The organism is Stenotrophomonas sp. C-A, assembly GCF_054030835.1.
The window spans coordinates 4174256-4191728 of record NZ_CM132916.1; the positions used below are offsets into that span (position 1 = coordinate 4174256).

At 68.3% G+C, this 17473-nt stretch carries 15 protein-coding genes; 10 read left to right on the top strand and 5 right to left on the bottom strand.

Features of this window, described 5'->3' with window-relative positions; translation table 11 throughout:
* Positions 1-63 precede the first annotated feature (63 nt).
* Complete coding sequence (locus tag ACW5IY_RS19390) at positions 64-564, top strand: PH domain-containing protein (protein WP_043397520.1); 501 nt, start codon at positions 64-66, stop codon at positions 562-564.
* A complete protein-coding gene (locus ACW5IY_RS19395) occupies positions 561-2099 on the top strand; it encodes a PH domain-containing protein (RefSeq protein WP_049436893.1) in 1539 nt (512 codons plus the stop codon). The genes ACW5IY_RS19390 and ACW5IY_RS19395 overlap by 4 nt, the downstream gene beginning before the upstream one ends.
* A gap of 115 nt (positions 2100-2214) precedes the next feature.
* On the opposite strand, the gene ACW5IY_RS19400 is transcribed toward ACW5IY_RS19395, so the two are convergent.
* A complete protein-coding gene (locus tag ACW5IY_RS19400) occupies positions 2215-3273 on the bottom strand; it encodes a CDP-glycerol glycerophosphotransferase family protein (RefSeq protein ID WP_049436892.1) in 1059 nt (352 codons plus the stop codon).
* Between ACW5IY_RS19400 and ACW5IY_RS19405 the strand changes: the two genes are divergently transcribed.
* Both ACW5IY_RS19405 and ACW5IY_RS19410 read left to right on the top strand, forming a co-directional pair.
* On the top strand, positions 3272-4090 hold the full coding sequence (locus ACW5IY_RS19405; RefSeq protein WP_049436891.1) for a glycosyltransferase family 2 protein: 819 nt from the start codon (positions 3272-3274) through the stop codon (positions 4088-4090). The genes ACW5IY_RS19400 and ACW5IY_RS19405 overlap by 2 nt on opposite strands.
* 43 nt (positions 4091-4133) lie before the next feature.
* Positions 4134-5255, top strand: a complete 1122-nt coding sequence (locus ACW5IY_RS19410; protein WP_049436890.1) for a glycosyltransferase family 4 protein — start codon at positions 4134-4136, stop codon at positions 5253-5255.
* An 18-nt stretch (positions 5256-5273) separates the two neighbouring features.
* Here the strand turns inward: ACW5IY_RS19410 and ACW5IY_RS19415 are convergent, their stop codons facing one another.
* The 4 genes from ACW5IY_RS19415 to def form a co-directional block, all read right to left on the bottom strand.
* The gene (locus ACW5IY_RS19415) at positions 5274-6995 is read right to left on the bottom strand and encodes an ArnT family glycosyltransferase (protein ID WP_049436889.1); all 1722 of its coding nucleotides are present in this window, start codon (positions 6993-6995) and stop codon (positions 5274-5276) included.
* Between the two features lie 23 nt (positions 6996-7018).
* On the bottom strand, positions 7019-8350 hold the full coding sequence (rsmB, locus tag ACW5IY_RS19420; RefSeq protein ID WP_049436888.1) for a 16S rRNA (cytosine(967)-C(5))-methyltransferase RsmB: 1332 nt from the start codon (positions 8348-8350) through the stop codon (positions 7019-7021).
* Positions 8351-8353: 3 nt separating this feature from the next.
* Positions 8354-9277 (bottom strand): methionyl-tRNA formyltransferase, encoded by a 924-nt coding sequence (gene fmt / locus ACW5IY_RS19425; protein ID WP_049436887.1) that lies wholly within the window; start codon positions 9275-9277, stop codon positions 8354-8356.
* Positions 9278-9397: 120 nt separating this feature from the next.
* Entirely contained in the window at positions 9398-9910 is a 513-nt protein-coding gene (gene def / locus ACW5IY_RS19430; RefSeq protein ID WP_049436886.1) for a peptide deformylase, read from the bottom strand.
* A gap of 126 nt (positions 9911-10036) precedes the next feature.
* Here def and ACW5IY_RS19435 point away from each other — a divergent pair, with 126 nt between their 5' ends.
* The 6 genes from ACW5IY_RS19435 to ACW5IY_RS19460 all read left to right on the top strand — a co-directional run bounded on the left by ACW5IY_RS19435 (position 10037) and on the right by ACW5IY_RS19460 (position 17405).
* Positions 10037-11170 carry a LysM peptidoglycan-binding domain-containing protein gene (locus ACW5IY_RS19435; RefSeq protein ID WP_049436885.1) on the top strand — a complete coding sequence of 378 codons (1134 nt, stop codon included), beginning with the start codon at positions 10037-10039 and terminating at the stop codon, positions 11168-11170.
* Positions 11171-11300: 130 nt separating this feature from the next.
* The gene (gene dprA, locus ACW5IY_RS19440) at positions 11301-12428 is read left to right on the top strand and encodes a DNA-processing protein DprA (RefSeq protein WP_049436884.1); all 1128 of its coding nucleotides are present in this window, start codon (positions 11301-11303) and stop codon (positions 12426-12428) included.
* Between the two features lie 43 nt (positions 12429-12471).
* Entirely contained in the window at positions 12472-12945 is a 474-nt protein-coding gene (locus ACW5IY_RS19445; protein WP_005411195.1) for a DUF494 family protein, read from the top strand.
* A 39-nt stretch (positions 12946-12984) separates the two neighbouring features.
* Positions 12985-13743, top strand: a complete 759-nt coding sequence (locus ACW5IY_RS19450; protein ID WP_019338922.1) for a pilin — start codon at positions 12985-12987, stop codon at positions 13741-13743.
* A gap of 49 nt (positions 13744-13792) precedes the next feature.
* Positions 13793-14725 (top strand): RDD family protein, encoded by a 933-nt coding sequence (locus ACW5IY_RS19455; RefSeq protein ID WP_049436883.1) that lies wholly within the window; start codon positions 13793-13795, stop codon positions 14723-14725.
* Positions 14726-14918: 193 nt separating this feature from the next.
* Positions 14919-17405, top strand: a complete 2487-nt coding sequence (locus ACW5IY_RS19460) for a DNA topoisomerase I (protein WP_049436882.1) — start codon at positions 14919-14921, stop codon at positions 17403-17405.
* The last annotated feature ends 68 nt before the right edge of the window (positions 17406-17473 follow it).

A 17473-nucleotide genomic window follows, 5' to 3' on the forward strand; every position in this document is an offset into this window, starting at 1 on the left:
GCTACCGTCTGCGCGGTGCGGCCACGGCCGCCACCGCCCGCCCTGCCACCTGACGGAGCCCGCGTGACCGACGTTCCCCTTACTGCTCCGCCCACCGATGCCTGGCAGTCGCTGCCGCGCCGCGCCTCGCGGCTGGCCGCACTGGAAGGTGCCTTCGGTGGCCTGTTTGTGCCGGGCCTCCCACTGGCCGCTGCATGGTGGTTCTTCGATCTGCCCGGTGGCGTGTGGGTCGCAGCCCTTGGGCTGCTGGTGGGAGCTGCATGTGGTGCGTGGCTCGGCCACCGCCGCCTGGTCCGCACCCGTTGGCGGCTGGACGCACAGGGCCTGGGCCTGCGGCGAGACCTGATGTGGCAGCTGGAAACGCGCATTCCCCTGTCGCGCGTGCAGCACCTGGACCTGCGCCGCGGGCCACTGGAACGCCGCGCCGGGCTGGCCACGTTGATCGTGCACACGGCCGGCACCCGCATGAGCGCGGTGACCGTCAGCGGCCTGGACGAGGCGGATGCCGAGCGCCTGCGCGACACCCTGTCCCATCAGCTCGACCAGGACGCCGACGCCCTGTGAGCCTGCCACCCCCTCTGCCTGCAGCGCTGCCCACCGGTGGCGAGGACCACCGCCTGCATCCGTGGTCATGGTTGTTCGTACTGTTGATGCAGCTGCGCCATTACTTCCTGCCGCTGGTCGCGCTGCTGGTGTTCGGCCAGCGGGGTGACCGCGACCCGATGTGGGCGCAGCTGATTCCGCTGACGGCAATTGCCGCACTGGTACTGGTGTCTGTGCTGCAGTACCTCAGCTACCGCTACCGTATCGGCAGTGATGCGATTACCGTGCGCAGCGGTCTGCTGGCGCGCAACCGCCGCGAGATCCCGTTCGCCCGCATCCACAACGTGGAAGTGCGGCAGAATCCGTTGCACCGGCTGTTCGGCGTGGCCGAGCTGCGCCTGGAATCGGCCGGCGGCGTGCGTCCGGAAGCCGAAATGCGGGTACTGAAGCTGGACCAGGCGCTGGCACTGGAACGACTGGTGCGCCAGCGTGGGCAGGCACCGCAGGCCGCCGACGTTGTCGCCGCCCCCTCGATCACCGAGGCCGACACCGAACAGGTACTGCTGCGCCTGTCGAGCTGGGACGTGGTGCGCATGGGCCTGCTCTCCAACCGTGGCTGGGCGCTGGCGATCGCCGCGTTCGGTGTTCTGTTCCAGACCGTGCCGCGGCCGGTGATGGACGATGCCCTCCAGCGCGGTGGCCGCGAGGCCTTCGGCTACGCCAGCCACCTGCACCCCGGCGTGGCCGGCGCGTTCCTGCTGCTGGCTGCGGCTCTGTTGCTGGGCTGGCTGGCGCTGCGCGTGTTGTCGGTGGTGCTGACGCTGCTGCGCTACCACGGCTTCACCCTCAGCGAGCAGGATCGCCGCCTGACCGTTTCGGCTGGCCTGCTCAGCCGCACCCGCAGCAGCGTGGCGCGCCGGCGCATCCAGGCCTGGACGCTGCGCGAAGGTACGGTGCAGCGCTGGTTCGGGCTGCGCCAGCTGCGCATCGACAGCGCCGCCGGTGGCCCTGCGCGCGATGAGGACCGCGCCCTGCGCGAACTTGCACCGCTGGCGTCAAGTACGCGTTGCGAGCAGCTGGTGCAGCACCTGCTGCCACAGTTGCAGTGGCCACCGGCGCAGTGGCAGTCCATTCCGCAGCGCGGCTGGTGGCGGCTGTGCCTGGGCGCGCTGCTGCTGGTGCCGCTGCTGGCTGCGGCCGCGTACTGGCGCTGGGGCCCATGGGGCCTGCTGGTGCTGGCGTGGCTGCCGGTGGCGCTGCTGGTCGCGCACCGGCAGATGGCGCGCATGGGCTGGTACCTGGACGAGCACTATGTGGCGGTGCGCGGCGGCTGGTGGAAGCGCTGGTGGCGCTGGGCCGAGCTGGACAAGGTGCAGGGCCTGCGCCTGCAGCGCTCGCCGCTGGACAGGCTGCTGGGCACCAGCAGCCTGCAGCTGGATACCGCCGGCGCGCATGGCGATGTGGCGCTGACCCTGCACCATCTGCCGCAGGCACAGGCGCAGCAGGTGATGGAGCAGCTGGCCGCAGCACTCGCGCGGCGCAAGCTGCGCTGGTGACGGCGGGGCCGGATCCCGGCCGCGCATCCACGCATGGCGTGGATCTACTGTAGAGCCGAGCCCACGCTCGGCTTGCCGCAGCCGAGCATGGGCCCGGCGCTACATCCCCCCCCGGTTACCGCTGCGAGGGGCCCCAATAGCCCAGGTCCTTGCGGATCTGCAGGTCGCGCATCCAGCTGCCGAACGGCTTGCGCCGCAGCGCGCCCATTTCGCCGGACAGGAAATCCTCGGTGGCCGCGATCACGCGCTCGCTGGACAGGCCATCGCGGTACGGGTGGATGGCATCGGCGTAGCGCACGATTTCCGCCTGCAGCGCCTCGTCCGGGTGCAGCGCGCGCTGCAGCATCGCCTGCAGCTGCGCAGGATCATCGAAGTCGATCATGTGCGGCTTGGGCACGCGGTTGCGGAAAGTCACCACTGGCTTGTGCTGGACAATGAACTCCGAAACGATCGACGAGGTATCCGATACCAGCACATCGGCGGCGCGCTGCGCGGCCATCACCTGCTCGGGCTCGATGAAGCGGGCATTGGCACCGGCCAGCGCGCGGTAGCGTTCGAACAGTTCCGGCGGGCACTTCGGGTGCAGGGTCAGCAGCCAGTAGTGATCACCAGCAGCGATATCGGCGGCGATCTGCGCGTGCAGGTGCGGGGCCGCGCTCAACCGTTCAGTGAAGGTCGAGCCGAACAGGATCACCGGGCGCTCGCCGGCCGGAGCACGCAACGCGGCGCTCTCGCCACCGTCATCGCGGAACAGCGGGTCCAGCTTCGGCCAGCCGGTCTCTGCCACCGCGAAATGGCCCTGCAGGGCAGCGATCTCGCGGAACGGCGCAGTGGTGGCCGGCCCCTGCGTGCAGTACAGGTCGAACATGCCGCGCACCCTGAAGTGGCCGCGGGCACTGTCACGCTTCTCCACGTTGAAGCCATGAAACAGCTGCACCTTGGCCCCGGAAAGGAAGGTCGGCACCCAGTTGGCGGCGCTGAACACCGCACGCGGGCGCATCGCCAGGGCCTGCTTCAGGCCAATGTTGGGCACCCCCGGCAGGCTGCTGCCGGCCGCTCCGCCCTCGAACCAGGCGGCCACCTCCTGCCCGGACGCGTGCAAGGCCTGCGCCAACGGGGCGAGAATAGGCAGCGCATAGCGCTCCGTCGCAAACAACAGGTACCCGGCCATCATGTCCTCCACGACCGCTCCCATCGAACGGCCTCGCATCTCGGCGTGCATTATCGCGTTCAACGAGGCCGGGCGCATCGGCGACTGCCTGGCCTCGCTGGCCTTCTGCGATGAGATCGTGGTGGTCGACTCGCAGTCCACCGATGCCACCGTGGCCATCGCCGAGGCTGCCGGTGCCCGCGTGCTGCAGCGCCGGTTCGAGGGTTTCCGCAGCCAGAAGGCGTTCTGCGTCGAGCAGGCCAGCCACGACTGGGTGCTGTGCCTGGACGCCGACGAACGCATCAGCCCCGAGTTGCGTACGGCCATCGAGCAGGCCCGCGACGGCGGTTTCAGCGGCCACGCCGGCTACCGTTTCGCCCGCCTCTCGGAATATTTCGGGAAGTTCCTGCGCCACGGCAATGCCTACCCGGACCGGGTGCTGCGGCTGTTCGACCGCCGCCAGGGCGGCTGGCGCGGCAAGCGCGAGATCCACGAAGCGGCCAGCGTCGATGGCAACGTCGGCACCCTGCGCGGCGACCTCATCCACTACCCCTACCGCTCCCTGCAGCAGCAGCTGGCCAAGACCGAGAAATACGCGCGGATGATGGCCGAGCACGAGTTCGCACGCGGCAAGCGGGCCACCCTGGGCAAGCTGGTACTGGCGCCGGCCTGGCGGTTCTGGCGCGGCTTCCTGTTCCGTGGCGGCTTCCGCGATGGCTGGCATGGCCTGGTGTATGCCTACGTACGCGCCAACTACGTGCGGCAGAAGACCATCATGCTGTGGATGCTGGGCAATGGACAGGCGGTGGCCGACCCGGCGCCTTCCGCGGACCGGCCGTGACCACGCTGTGTCACACTGCGCGGGCGTTGCCTGAAGACCCCCCATGAAAATCCTGTACACCAACTTCCACTACGGCGACGGTGGCGGCCACACCACGTACATCGTCTCGTTGGCGCGTGCGTTGCACGGCCAGCACACGCTCCATGTCGCCGCGCCGGCCGACAGCCGCCTGCTGCGGACCATGGCCGATGAGGGCATTGCCCGCACACTGCCGATTGCGTTCGGCAGCGGCCTGCCAACGCTGCCCCGGCAGCTGGCCGAACAGCGTGCGCTGCGCAGGCTGGTGCGCGATGAAGGCATCGACCTGATCCACGTCAACGGTGCGCGCGACCACCGCTTCGTGATGCAGGGGCTGCTTGGCATGCGCCGCCCGCCGATCGTGCTGACCAAGCACAACAGCAAACCCACCGACACCTTCGGCAATGCGCTGCGCGCACGCTGGGCCACCGATCGGCTGATCGCGGTCTCGGCCGACACCAAGCGCCTGCTGGAACAGGGCCCATACCGTCGCTGCCCGATCGACGTGGTCCGCAACGGCGTGGACCTGGAGCGCTACTCGCCACAGCCGGCCGGCACCGGCAGCGCGCTGCGCCAGCAATGGACGCAGGATCCACAGGCGCTGGTGCTGGTCAGCAATGCCGGCACCGACGATTACAAGGGCTGGATCGACCTGGCCCAGGCCATCGCGCGGCTGCCCGATGCGGTACGCCCGCACGTGCACATGGCCGTGGCCGGCCACCTGCCCAGCGCACAGCAGCGCGAACAGGTGCAGGCGCTGGGCGAGGTGGCCGCGCAGGTGCACTTCACCGGCCTGCTGGCCGATACCCGCGTACTGATCGCGGCCGGCGATGCTGGCTTCGTGCTGTCCCATGACGTCGAGACGATCTCCTTCGCCTGCCGCGAGATGATGGCCAGCGCCAAGCCGATGCTGGTCAGCGATTACGCGGGCCTGCCGGAAAACATCGAACAAGGCGTCGATGGCTGGGTGGTTGCCACCCGCGACATCGACGCCATCGCCGCACAGGTGCAGGCGCTGTACGCACAGCGCGATGCGCTGCCGGAGCATGGCCGGGCAGCACGCCGCCATGCACAGCGGGAGTTCGGCCTGCAGACATTCGCCGACGCCACGCTGGCCAGCTATCACGCCGCCCTGGCCAGCCCCTGAGCCACGTTGCCCGAACGCTCAATCGGTGATGCCGGGCCCCTGCAGGCGGCGCTCGTGCTCGAGTTCCGCCGCCGACGGCCGGCAGGTGCCGGCGACCGCGTCGGCAGGTACCAGCCACCAGCGGCGACGATTGGAAATGCCCGCCATTTCGGCCTGCGCACGATCAATGCAGGCCTGCATCGCATCCTCGTTCACCAGCAGCCAGCGGTGCTGCGGAACCAGCCGCTGCCAGCGCACGGCTGCCTGCAGCTGTTGATGCCAACGCGCTTCGAATCCAAAGGTGGCCGCAGGACGATCGGCCATCAGCAGGTTCTGCTCTTTCCATGCCACCAGTCCCAGCTCGGCCTGCGGGCCGATGCGTGCGCTGACCTCGCGCATCAGGCCACGGGCCGAGCTGGAATCGTTCAACACCGGATAACCGACCAGGCTGTACAGCACCCAGACCCCGGCAAGGGTAGCGACCAGGGCAACGTGCCGACGCCGGCGCCCGCACACCCACAGGCTCAAGGCCGACCAGACCGCCATCGCCAGCGCCGTCCAGGCCAGCGCATCGGTGGCACCGGGAAGCAACCCGCGGCCATGGGTAAGACGCACTTCGAAATCCGGATCACCCAGCAGCGCCAGCGCACCGACCAGGCCCAGCGCCAGTGCCAGCAACGCGGTGAATGCGCCCAGCACACGCTGCACATCGCACCGCCTCAGCAGCCCCGGCAGCAACGGCGCCAACGCCAGGCAGAACATCGGCAATGCCGGCAGGATGTAGACGTCGCGCTTGCCGTGCGGGATCGAGAAGAACAGCACGACCAGCAGCCACCAGGCCAACGGCAGCAGGTAGCGCGCATCGCGCCGGCGCAGCCGCCGGAACCAGGCCGGAAGCGCCCACGGCAGCAGCAGGAACGCGGGGATCCACATCGACGGCATGATCGCCAGGAAGTACCACCACGGCTGGTGATGGTCCCAGGACTGCGTATAGCGCCGTGCGGTCTGCCGGAACAGGATGTCGTCCATGTAGGCGCGGTACGGCTCCGAGCCGGTGGCCAGGCCGGCCAGCAGCATCGGCGCCAGCCACAACGACACCGCCAGCAGGAAGGCCAGCGGTGCCAGCCAGAAGCGCAGGTCACGCACGTGCAGGCTCACCCGCGGCCAATGCAGCATGGATGCGACTGCGGCCGGCACGATCATCATCAGCGCCAGCACGCCTACGCCCTTGGTGATCACCCCGATGCCGGCGAAGAACCAGCCCATCCACCACCATCGCCAGGCCGGGCCCAGCAGCAGATGGCGCAGCAGTCCGTAGTTGGCCAGGGTGATGAACAGCACCACCAGCGGATCGATCTGCGCCTTCTTCGCCTGGAAGGTGAAGTGCAGCGCGAACAGCAGTGCCCAGCCGGCGTACAGCCCCACCTGCCGCGTCCACAGGCGGCGGCCGAGATCGACCACGCACCACAGCGTACCCAGCGCGGCCAGCAGCGAGGGCAACAGGAACGCAAACCGCCAGTGGCCGACCAGGCTGTACAGCGCGGCCTGCCACCACATCAGCATCGGCGGCTTGTCCGAATACAGTTCGGGGCCGCGATGCGGGAACAACCAGTAACCGCTGTCGACCATCTGCTTGGCCACCAGCGCGAAACGTGGCTCATCCGATGGCCACGGATCACGGAGGCCCAGGCCGGCCCCCAGCACCAGCAGGGCCATCACCACCAACAACCACGTCTGGCGCGACGCGTGGGTTTTCAGCATGGGACTCGAAACGGCAGCGGGGGTCAGGCTGCTTTTAACAGACGCGCGTAGAAGAAACCGTCAGCATCGTTTTCACCCGGCAGCCGCTGGCGTGCCACCCCTTCGCAATCCACGCCGAACGCGTCGCCCAGTGGCTGCGCCACGGCATCCGGATGCCACTTCAGGAACGCGCGCACCTGATCGATGTTCTCGGCGCGCAGGATCGAACAGGTGGCATACAGCAGCACGCCGCCCGGGCGCAGCATCGACCAGCAGGCTTCCAGCAGGCGCGCCTGCACGCCGACCAGTGCATCAATGTCTTCAGCGCGACGGTGGAACATCACATCCGGCTGGCGGCGGATCACGCCAGTCGCCGAACACGGCGCATCCAGCAGGATCGCGTCGAACGGCACGCCATCCCACCAGGCACCGGGATCGCTGGCATCGGCAGCCAGGGTCTGCGCATGTTCGCCCACGCCGGTGCGGGTGTAGGTATCGCGTGCGCGGGCCAGACGGCGCGCGTCGATATCCAGCGCCAGCAGGCGCAGGCTGGGGTCGCGCTCCAGCAGGTGCGCCGACTTGCCGCCGGGTGCCGCGCAGGCGTCCAGCACGCGGGCACCGGCCGCCGGGGCCAGCGCATCGGCCGCACACTGCGCCGACAGGTCCTGCACCGAGATCGCGCCCTCGGCGAAGCCGGGCAGCTGATTCACGGCAACCGGAGAGGCCAGCCGCAACGCGTCGGCGCTGAGCGGACTGGCTTCCGCGGCAATGCCGGCTTCGGCCAGCGCTGCCAGTGCCTTGTCACGGCCGCCCTGCTGGCGGTTGGCGCGCAACCACAGTGGCGCCGGTTGCAGGCTGGCGCTGAAGATCGCGTCGGCTTGCGCCGGCCAATCGCGTTCCACCGCATCGGCCAGCCATTCCGGGAAGGCATCGCGCGCGGGCTGTTCCGGGAAACCTTCGCGCTGCGCACGGCGCAGGATCGCATTGACCAGGCCTGCCTGGCGCTCACGGCCCAGTGCACGCGCTGCATCGACCGTGGCCGACAGCGCCGCGTGCGCCGGCAGCTCGAGCACGTCCAGCTGGGCGAACCCGACCATCAACAGCGTGCGCAGGTCGGCATCACGCGCCGACAACGGCTTCTGCATCCACGATTGCAGCGCCGCGTCATAGGTGCTGCGGCGACGCAGGACGGCGAAACACAGGGCTTCCAGCAGCGCGCGGTCGCGGCTGTCGGCCAGCTTCGGCAGCGCCCAGGCCAGCTCGGCCTTCAGCGAACGGCCACGGGTGAACACCTGTGCCAGCACACGTGCGGCCAGCATGCGCGTGGCCGCGCCCGGCGCCGCCTTGGCGACGGAGAAATCGTTCTGCTTGGACACCGCTTATGCCCCCACGCGCAGATCGCGGCGGGCGTTGAGGTAGTCGGCCGCAGTAATCGCCTTGCCACCTTCCCGCTGCAGCACACGCAGGCGCAGTGCGCCCTGGCCACAGGCGATGTCGATGCCATCGCGGCTGGCCGCCAGTACGGTGCCCGGTGCCTGGCCGTGGTCCGCCTCCAGCGCCACCGCACCATGGATGCGCACGCGTTCACCGGCCAGCGTCGCCTCGGCGATCGGCCACGGATTGAACGCGCGCACGGTACGCGCCAGCGCGCCGGCGTCCTGCGCCCAATCCAGCTTCGCTTCGGCCTTGTCCAGCTTGTGCGCGTAGGTCACGCCCTGTTCCGGCTGCGGCCGCGCGATCGGCTTGATGCCGGCACGCAGCAGGCCCAGGCCGTCGGACAGCACCTGTGCGCCAAGCTCGGCCAGCTTGTCATGCAGCTGGCCACCGGTATCGGTGGCCGCGATCGGCAGTTCCTGATGCAGCAGCACCGGGCCGGTATCCAGGCCGGCCTCCATCTGCATCAGGCAGACGCCGGTCTTCGCGTCGCCGGCCTGGATCGCGCGCTGGATCGGCGCGGCACCGCGCCAGCGCGGCAGCAGCGAGGCATGCACGTTCCAGCAGCCGTGGGTCGGAATGGCCAGCACCGCCTTGGGCAGGATCAGGCCATAGGCCACCACCACCATCAGATCCGGCTGCAGGTTGCGCAGCTGCTGCTGGGCCGCCTCGTCCTTCAACGACTCGGGCTGGTAGACCGGGATGCCACGGGCCACGGCTTCCAGCTTGACCGGCGACGGCGCCAGGCCACGGCCACGGCCGGCCGGACGATCAGGCTGGGTGTAGACGGCCACGACCTCATGATGGCGCGCAGCCGCGCGCAGCGATGACACCGCGAATTCCGGCGTACCGGCAAAGACAATCCTCATGGCTACCCCACTTGCAGGATGGATTCGTGCAGGAAAGAAAACGGCGCCGTCGGCCGGCGCCGTACAGCCCGCGCGTGCCGCGCAGGCGCGGGCCACCCGAAGGGTGGCCCGGATTGGCGATCACGCCACGTGCTTGCGCTGCTTGGCCAGCTTCTTGCGCACCATCTCGCGCTTGAGCGGCGACAGATAGTCGATGAACAGCTTGCCGTCCAGGTGGTCCATCTCGTGCTGGATGCAGGTGGCCAGCACTTCACCGGCCTCCAGCTGCTGTTCCTGGCCGTTGCGGTCCAGGTACTTCACGGTGATGGTGTCGGCACGGGTGACGTCGGCGAAGATGCCCGGAACCGACAGGCAGCCTTCCTGGTACACCCGGCCCCCGTCCTTGGCGATGATTTCCGGGTTGATGAACACATGCGGTTCATTCTTTTCTTCGCTGACGTCGATGACCATGAAGCGCTTGTGCACGTCCACCTGGGTGGCGGCCAGGCCGATGCCCGGGGCGTCGTACATGGTCAGGAACATGTTGTCGATCAGTTCCTGGAAGGCCGGCGTGGTGACTTCGGCGGCTTCGATCAACGCAGCCTTGGTACGCAGGCGCGGATCGGGGAACTCGAGAATGGGGAGAAGGGCCATGGCTGTTTCCGGATAGGGGGCCGGCACGCCGGCATACGTCGCAGATTCTAGCTCCAACGCTTGCCTTGCGCCCCGGTTTCTGGACTATAGTGCGCGAACCTGTTGGGGAATCAGGGCTTCACACCTATGTTGCTTCGTTTTCGTACGGTCGTCGCCGCGGCGATGCTGACCGTGGCTGCCTATGCTACCGCCGTGGAAGTGAATGGCGGGCACCCGGACACCTATGTGGTCCGAAAAGGGGATACGTTGTGGGATATCGCCGCACGTTTCCTGCAGAAGCCGTGGCTCTGGCCGGAGATCTGGCAGGCCAATCCGCAGATCGCCAATCCGCACCTGATCTATCCCGGTGACGTGCTCAGCCTGGCCTATCTGGACCGGGTGACCGTCGCTGCCAAGCCCGGCCCGCGCCAGGAAGCCCCGATCGATGCCATTCCGCTGGCCCAGGTCGAGCCGTTCCTGAAGCAGCTGAGCGTGGTCGACAGCATCGAGCAGCTACCCTACGTGGCCGGCCTGGAGGAAGAACGCCTGCGCGTCACCAGCGGCAGCGCGGTGTACGTGCGCCTGGCCGACGCCCAGCTGGGGCAGCGCTGGGCCGTGGTCCGCCCGACCGTGCGCTACGCCCAGCCCAAGCCGACCGAGGACCTGACCGCCAACGGCGACGTCACCCCGGGCAGCGGCAACCTGTGGCGGGCCTACAACGCCCCCAACCACCGCCGCGGCGTGCTTGGCTATGAGCTGGCCCAGGTCGCCACCGGCACCATCACCCATGTCGCCGGCGGCAAGGTCGAGGCGTCCACCCTGGTGCTGGACAAGAACGAGGGCGGCCGCGAGGTGCGTGCCGGCGACCGCCTGGTCCCGGTCGAGGCCAAGCCGTACGACCTGCAGTTCATCCCCCATGTCCCGGCCGCCGGTGTGGAGGGTGTCGACGTGCGCGTGCTGGCCGTCACCGACATGTTCACCGCCGCCGGCCCGCGCGATGTGATCGCGATCTCGGCAGGCCGCGCGCAGGGCGTGGACAACGGCACCGTGTTCTCGCTGTGGCGCCAAGGCCGCCACGTGGCGCACCGCATGAAGTACCCGACCTCGTCGCGCATGGACGATTCGCTCAGCACCGGCGCAGGCCGGGTCTCGCTGCCGGACGAATACGCCGCGCACGCCATGGTGTTCCGTACCTTCGACAACGTCAGCTACGCGCTGGTGATGCAGGGCGTGAAGCCGGTACGCGTGGGGTTCAACGCACTGCACCCGGACGCGAAGTAACCATCGCCAGGCGGCCCGGCCACTGCGTGTAGTGCCGGCCTCTGGCGGGCAGGCACCTCCGGCAAAGTCTGACAGCCACATGCGAAGGCGCCCTAGGGCGCCTTTGTTGTATGCGCTCGATAGTGGGGGGATGACCAACCCAACTGACGAGGCGCTGCTGCGCCTGTTGATGGCAGGCGGCGCGCTGGCACCACGGCGGGCCCTGCTGGAGGCCGCAGGCAATGCGGAAATCGCGATCGCGCAGGGCGCCGCGAACTGGCGCGCGCACGGCTGCACGCCAGAGCAGTGCGCCACACTGGAACGCCCGGACGCCCGGGCCTCGGCCGTGGCACGGCGCTGGCTGGAAGACGACAACCAGCACCTGCTGGCCTTCACCGATCCAGCATTCCCCCCGGCCCTGCTGGATGTCCCCAACCCACCCCTTGCGCTGTTCATCGCCGGTGACCCCAGCCTGGCCTGGCGCCCGTCGGTGGCGCTGGTCGGCAGCCGCTCGCCAACGCCGGGCGGACGCGCGCTGGCAGCCCGCTTTGCCGGCTGTTTCGTCGAAGCCGGACTGACGGTGACCAGCGGCCTGGCGGCGGGCATCGACGCCGCCGCCCACCAGGCGACACTCGACGCCGGTGGTTGCACCGTGGCGGTCATCGGCACCGGCCCGGACCGGGCCTACCCGGACAGCCACGCCCGCCTGCAGGCCCGGATCGCCACCGAAGGCGCGGTGCTCAGCGAGTACGTGCCGGGAACGCCGGCACGCCCCGGCCACTTTCCCGCCCGCAACCGGCTGGTGGCCGGGCTGGCACTGGCGACGGTGGTGGTCGAGGCCGCCCAGCGCTCCGGCGCCCTGATCACCGCACGCCTGGCTGCCGAGGCCGGTCGCGAGGTCTGCGCCCTGCCCGGCTCGGTGCTCAATCCACGCGCGGCGGGCTGCCATCGGCTGATCCGTGAGGGTGCTGCACTGGTCGAGCGCCCGGAGGAGGTCCTGGAACTGCTGGCCCCCGCCCTCCGCCAGCAGCTGCCGGGCTTGCAATCACGGTTGGCCACCCCCACTGAACAGGCACCGCCGGTACTCCTGCCGGCGCGCTGGGCCGACGACCCTGACTACCAGTGCTTGTGGCGGGCCCTGGACCACAACCCAAGCAGTATGGATTCACTGATCACGCGCTGTGGATTGACGGCGCCCCAGGTGTCCTCCATGCTGCTGGCCATGGAACTGGCGGGAATCGTGGTGTGCGTACACGGCCGCTACTGTCGAACTCCCTAGTTTCTTCACCTCCACAGCGTCGCGCGACGCAGGCCGAGGGGCAATGAAAGAGAGCATCCTGGATGTACTGCTGTACCTGTTTGAACACTATTTCAGCGAAGATGCGGACCTGATCCGTGACCGCGATTCGCTCCAGAACGGCCTGATCCAGGCCGGTTTCAGCCCAACCGAGATCAACAAGGCATTCGACTGGCTCGATGCCCTGGCCGCGCAGCGGCCGAGCGTGGCCCAGGCGCGGGTCGATGGCCCCGTGCGCGTCTACCACGGCCCCGAGCTGGACAAGCTGGACGTGGAATGCCGTGGTTTCCTGCTGTACCTGGAACAGCACGGCATCCTCGACGCCGACCAGCGCGAGCTGGTGCTGGACCGGGCGATGGCCCTGGACCAGGACGAACTGGACCTGGACGACCTGAAATGGGTCGTACTGATGGTGCTGTTCAACCAGCCCGGCTCCGAGGCGGCGTATGCCTGGATGGAGACGCAGATGTTCATGGACGAGCCAGAACCCCTGCACTGACCGTACACTTGGGGGCATAGCGCATTCAGGAGCGTCCCCGTGAGCGAGTGGTTCCATGCAGAAGGCAACCGGCAGCAGGGTCCGCTGCCGGCGGAACAGTTGGTCGAGTTGTTCCGCAACAACCAGATCTCCCTGGACACCCTGGTCTGGCGCGACGGCCTGCCGCAATGGCAGCCGTTGCGCACCGTGGTCGACGAACTCGGCCTGATCGTGCCGGCGCTGGACGCTGCCACGCCACCCGTGGAACCCGAGCCCGAACCGGAACCGGTGGCACCGCCTCCGCCGCAGCCGCCGGTACTGCCGCCGTCCACCCCCTACACCACCAGTGCATCGGCCACCGCCCTGCCGGCGCCGAAGAAGAAGCTGTCCGGTTGCGCCCTGACCGCCATCATCGGCGGCGGCCTGCTGCTGGTGCTGGTACCGATCGTGGCCATCCTGGCCGCCATCGCGCTGCCTGCCTACAACGACTACACCGTGCGCGCCAAGGTCGCCGGCGCAGTGACCGCACTGCAGCCGTTGAAGGACCAGGTGCAGCATTTCGCCGATGACGAAGGCCGTTGCCCCGGTGCCAACGACGCCGGCTTCCCGGCCCCGGGTGACTTCGCCCATGCAGGGCTGTCGGCGGTGAACATCGGTCGCTTCAACAATGGCCACTGTGGCATCGAAGCCACCCTGGCGCTGCCCGGCAAGAGCCTCGATGGCGACCTGCTGTGGCTGGAATACGATCGCGACAGCGGCCGCTGGGAATGCAGTGGCGAAAGCAACGACAAGTACCTGCCGCCGTCGTGCCGCGGCTGAGCCACGCGCACGCCAGCACCTCCAAGGATGATTCAACAGGGAACATGCAATGACTGAGTGGTACTACGCCGAAGGACAGCAACGCCAGGGCCCGCTGCCGGTCCAGGAGATCCGCCAGCGCTTCCAGCGTGGCCAGCTCAACCTGGACACCCTGGTCTGGCGCGAGGGCATGGCCCAGTGGGCTGCACTGCGCCAGGTGGTCGACGAGCTCGGCCTGCAGACGCTGGCCGATGCCAGCACGGCCACCAGCAGCGGCGGCTTCGACCTGCGTGGCGACTATGCCGCCATCGACAACGGCAGCGCCCCCCTGCCCGGCACCGGCGCACTCAGCAGCTCGCCCTACAGCGCTCCAGCCGCCGCCGGCAGCGGTGGCCACGCACAGCCGGTGGTTGGCGGTGAAGTGGTCTACGCAGGCTTCTGGAAGCGTGTGGCGGCCTACATGATCGACTACTTCGTGCTGGTCATCCCCGGCAGCATCATCGGTGCCATCCTCGGTGCGATCCTCGGCGCCAGCATGGGCGCGGTAGGCAGTGGCGAATCGGCCATCGAGATCGTGGCGCAGCTGGCCAGTGCCCTGATCAACCTCTGCATCGGCATGGCCTACTACACCTGGTTCCACGCCTCGCAGGGCGGCGCCACGCTGGGCAAGATGGCGGTCGGCATCAAGGTCGTGCGCGGCAACGGCGAGCGCCTGACCAAGGCGCGCGCATTTGGCCGCTACTGGGCCATGCTGCTGAGCAGCTTCACCCTCGGCATCGGTTTCCTGATGGCGGCCTTCACCGAGCGCAAGCAGGGCCTGCACGACATGATCTGCGACACCCTGGTGGTCGACCGCTGGGCCTACACCGACCAGCCGCAGCTGCAGCGCCGCGAGCTGGGCACGGTGACCGTGCTGGTGCTCGTGCTGACCGGCCTGCTGTCGCTGGCGGGCCTGGTCCTGCTGGTGTTCGCGGTCGGCTTCATCGCCAAGATGGCCTCATGAACGGCCATCCTCACGCCTGGCTGCTTGACATGGGCTGGCCGGGCGTGATTCCTCTAATAAGGTGAAACCTGAACGCCCGGCACATTACCGGGCGTTCAGTTTATGGATTTGCCCGTGGCCGCTTCACTAATGCGGCCGTTTGCTCCACCCTAGCGGCCCCTCTCCCCCGGTCCGCCCACAGACCTTTCCTGACATGCCCAAGCACCTGCTCATCGTCGAATCGCCGGCCAAGGCCAAGACGATCAACAAATACCTCGGCAAGGACTACACGGTCCTGGCCTCGTATGGGCACGTGCGCGACCTGATCCCGAAGGAAGGCGCGGTCGACCCGGACAACGGGTTCGCCATGCACTACGACGTGATCGACAAGAACGAAAAGCATGTCGATGCGATTGCCAAGGCCGCCAAGAGCGCCGACGACATCCTGCTGGCGACCGACCCGGATCGCGAGGGTGAGGCGATCAGCTGGCACATCGCCGAGATCCTGAAGGAACGCGGGCTGGTCAAGGACAAGCCGATGCAGCGCGTGGTGTTCACCGAGATCACCCCGCGCGCCATCAAGGAAGCGATCAGCCAGCCGCGCGCGATCGCCAGCGACCTGGTCGATGCCCAGCAGGCGCGCCGCGCGCTGGACTACCTGGTCGGCTTCAACCTGTCGCCGGTGCTGTGGCGCAAGGTCCAGCGCGGCCTGTCAGCCGGCCGCGTGCAGAGCCCGGCGCTGCGCATGATCGTCGAGCGCGAGGAAGAGATCGAAGCCTTCATCGCCCGCGAATACTGGTCGATCGCCGCCGAGTGCGCACACCCGTCGCAGCACTTCAACGCCAAGCTGATCAAGCTGGACGGGCAGAAGTTCGAGCAGTTCACCATCACCGACGGCGACACCGCTGAAGCGGCGCGCATGCGCATCCAGCAGGCCGCGCAGGGCTCGCTGCATGTCACCGATGTGGCCAGCAAGGAGCGCAAGCGCCGCCCGGCGCCGCCGTTCACCACCTCCACCCTGCAGCAGGAAGCCTCACGCAAGCTCGGCTTCACCACCCGCAAGACCATGCAGGTGGCGCAGAAGCTGTATGAAGGCGTGGCGATTGGCGACGAAGGCACCGTCGGCCTGATCTCGTACATGCGTACCGACTCGGTGAACCTGTCGCAGGACGCGCTGGCCGAGATCCGCGATGTGATCGCCCGCGACTACGGCATCGCCTCGCTGCCGGACCAGCCGAACACCTACCAGACCAAGTCCAAGAACGCCCAGGAGGCGCACGAAGCGGTGCGCCCGACCTCGGCGCTGCGCACGCCTGCGCAGGTCGCGCGCTACCTGACCGATGACGAGCGCAAGCTGTACGAGCTGATCTGGAAGCGTGCGGTGGCCTGCCAGATGATCCCGGCCACGCTCAACACCGTCAGCGTCGACCTGTCGGCCGGCAGCGAGCACGTGTTCCGTGCCAGCGGCACCACCGTGGTGGTGCCCGGCTTCCTGGCCGTGTACGAGGAAGGCAAGGACAACAAGAGCGCCGAGGACGAGGACGAAGGCCGCAAGCTGCCGGCGATGAAGCCCGGCGACCGCGTGCCGCTGGAACGCATCCAGGCCGAACAGCATTTCACCCAGCCGCCGCCGCGCTACACCGAAGCGGCGCTGGTGAAGGCGCTGGAAGAGTACGGCATCGGCCGTCCCTCGACCTACGCTTCGATCATCCAGACCCTGCTGTTCCGCAAGTACGTGGAAATGGAAGGCCGCAGCTTCCGCCCGTCCGACGTCGGCCGCGCAGTGTCCAAGTTCCTGTCCAGCCACTTCACCCGGTACGTGGACTACGACTTCACCGCCAAGCTCGAAGATGAGCTCGATGCCGTCTCGCGTGGCGAAGAAGAGTGGATCCCGCTGATGGCCCGTTTCTGGGAGCCGTTCAAGGAGCTGGTGGAAGACAAGAAGGAATCGGTCGACCGTGCCGAGGCCAGTGGCGCGCGCGAGCTCGGCACCGACCCGAAGACCGGCAAGCCGGTCAGCGTGCGCCTGGGTCGCTTCGGGCCGTACGCCGCCATCGGCAGCACCGCCGAGGATGCCGAGGAGAAGCCCAAGTTCGCCTCGCTGCGCCCCGGCCAGTCGATGCACACCATCTCCCTGGAAGACGCGCTGGAACTGTTCCTGATGCCGCGCGCGCTGGGTGAGGACAAGGGCGAGCCGGTCAGCGTCGGCATCGGCCGCTTCGGCCCGTTTGCCAAGCGCGGCAGCACCTATGCCTCGCTGAAGAAGGAAGACGACCCGTACACCATCGACCTGGCCCGCGCCGTGTTCCTGATCGAAGAGAAGGAAGAGATCGCGCGCAACCGGATCATCAAGGAATTCGAAGGCAGCGACATCCAGGTGCTGAACGGCCGCTTCGGCCCGTACATCAGCGACGGCAAGATGAACGGCAAGATCCCCAAGGATCGCGAGCCGGCATCGCTGACCCTGGCCGAAGTGCAGCAGCTGATGGAAGAAACCGGCAAGCCGGTGCGCAAGGGCTTTGGCGCCAAGAAGGCCGCCGCGAAGAAGGCCCCGGCCAAGAAAGCAGCGGTGAAGAAGGAAGCCGCGCCGAAGAAGGCCGCTGCAAAGAAAGCGCCTGCCAAGAAGGCCCCGGCCAAGAAAGCAGTAAAGAAGGCCGCCGCCAAGAAGGCCCCGGCGAAGAAGGCCGCTGCAAAGAAGTAGATCCACGCCGTGCGTGGATGAGGGGCAAGGTGTGCGGACCAACGGTCCGCACCTACCGTCCGCGCCGA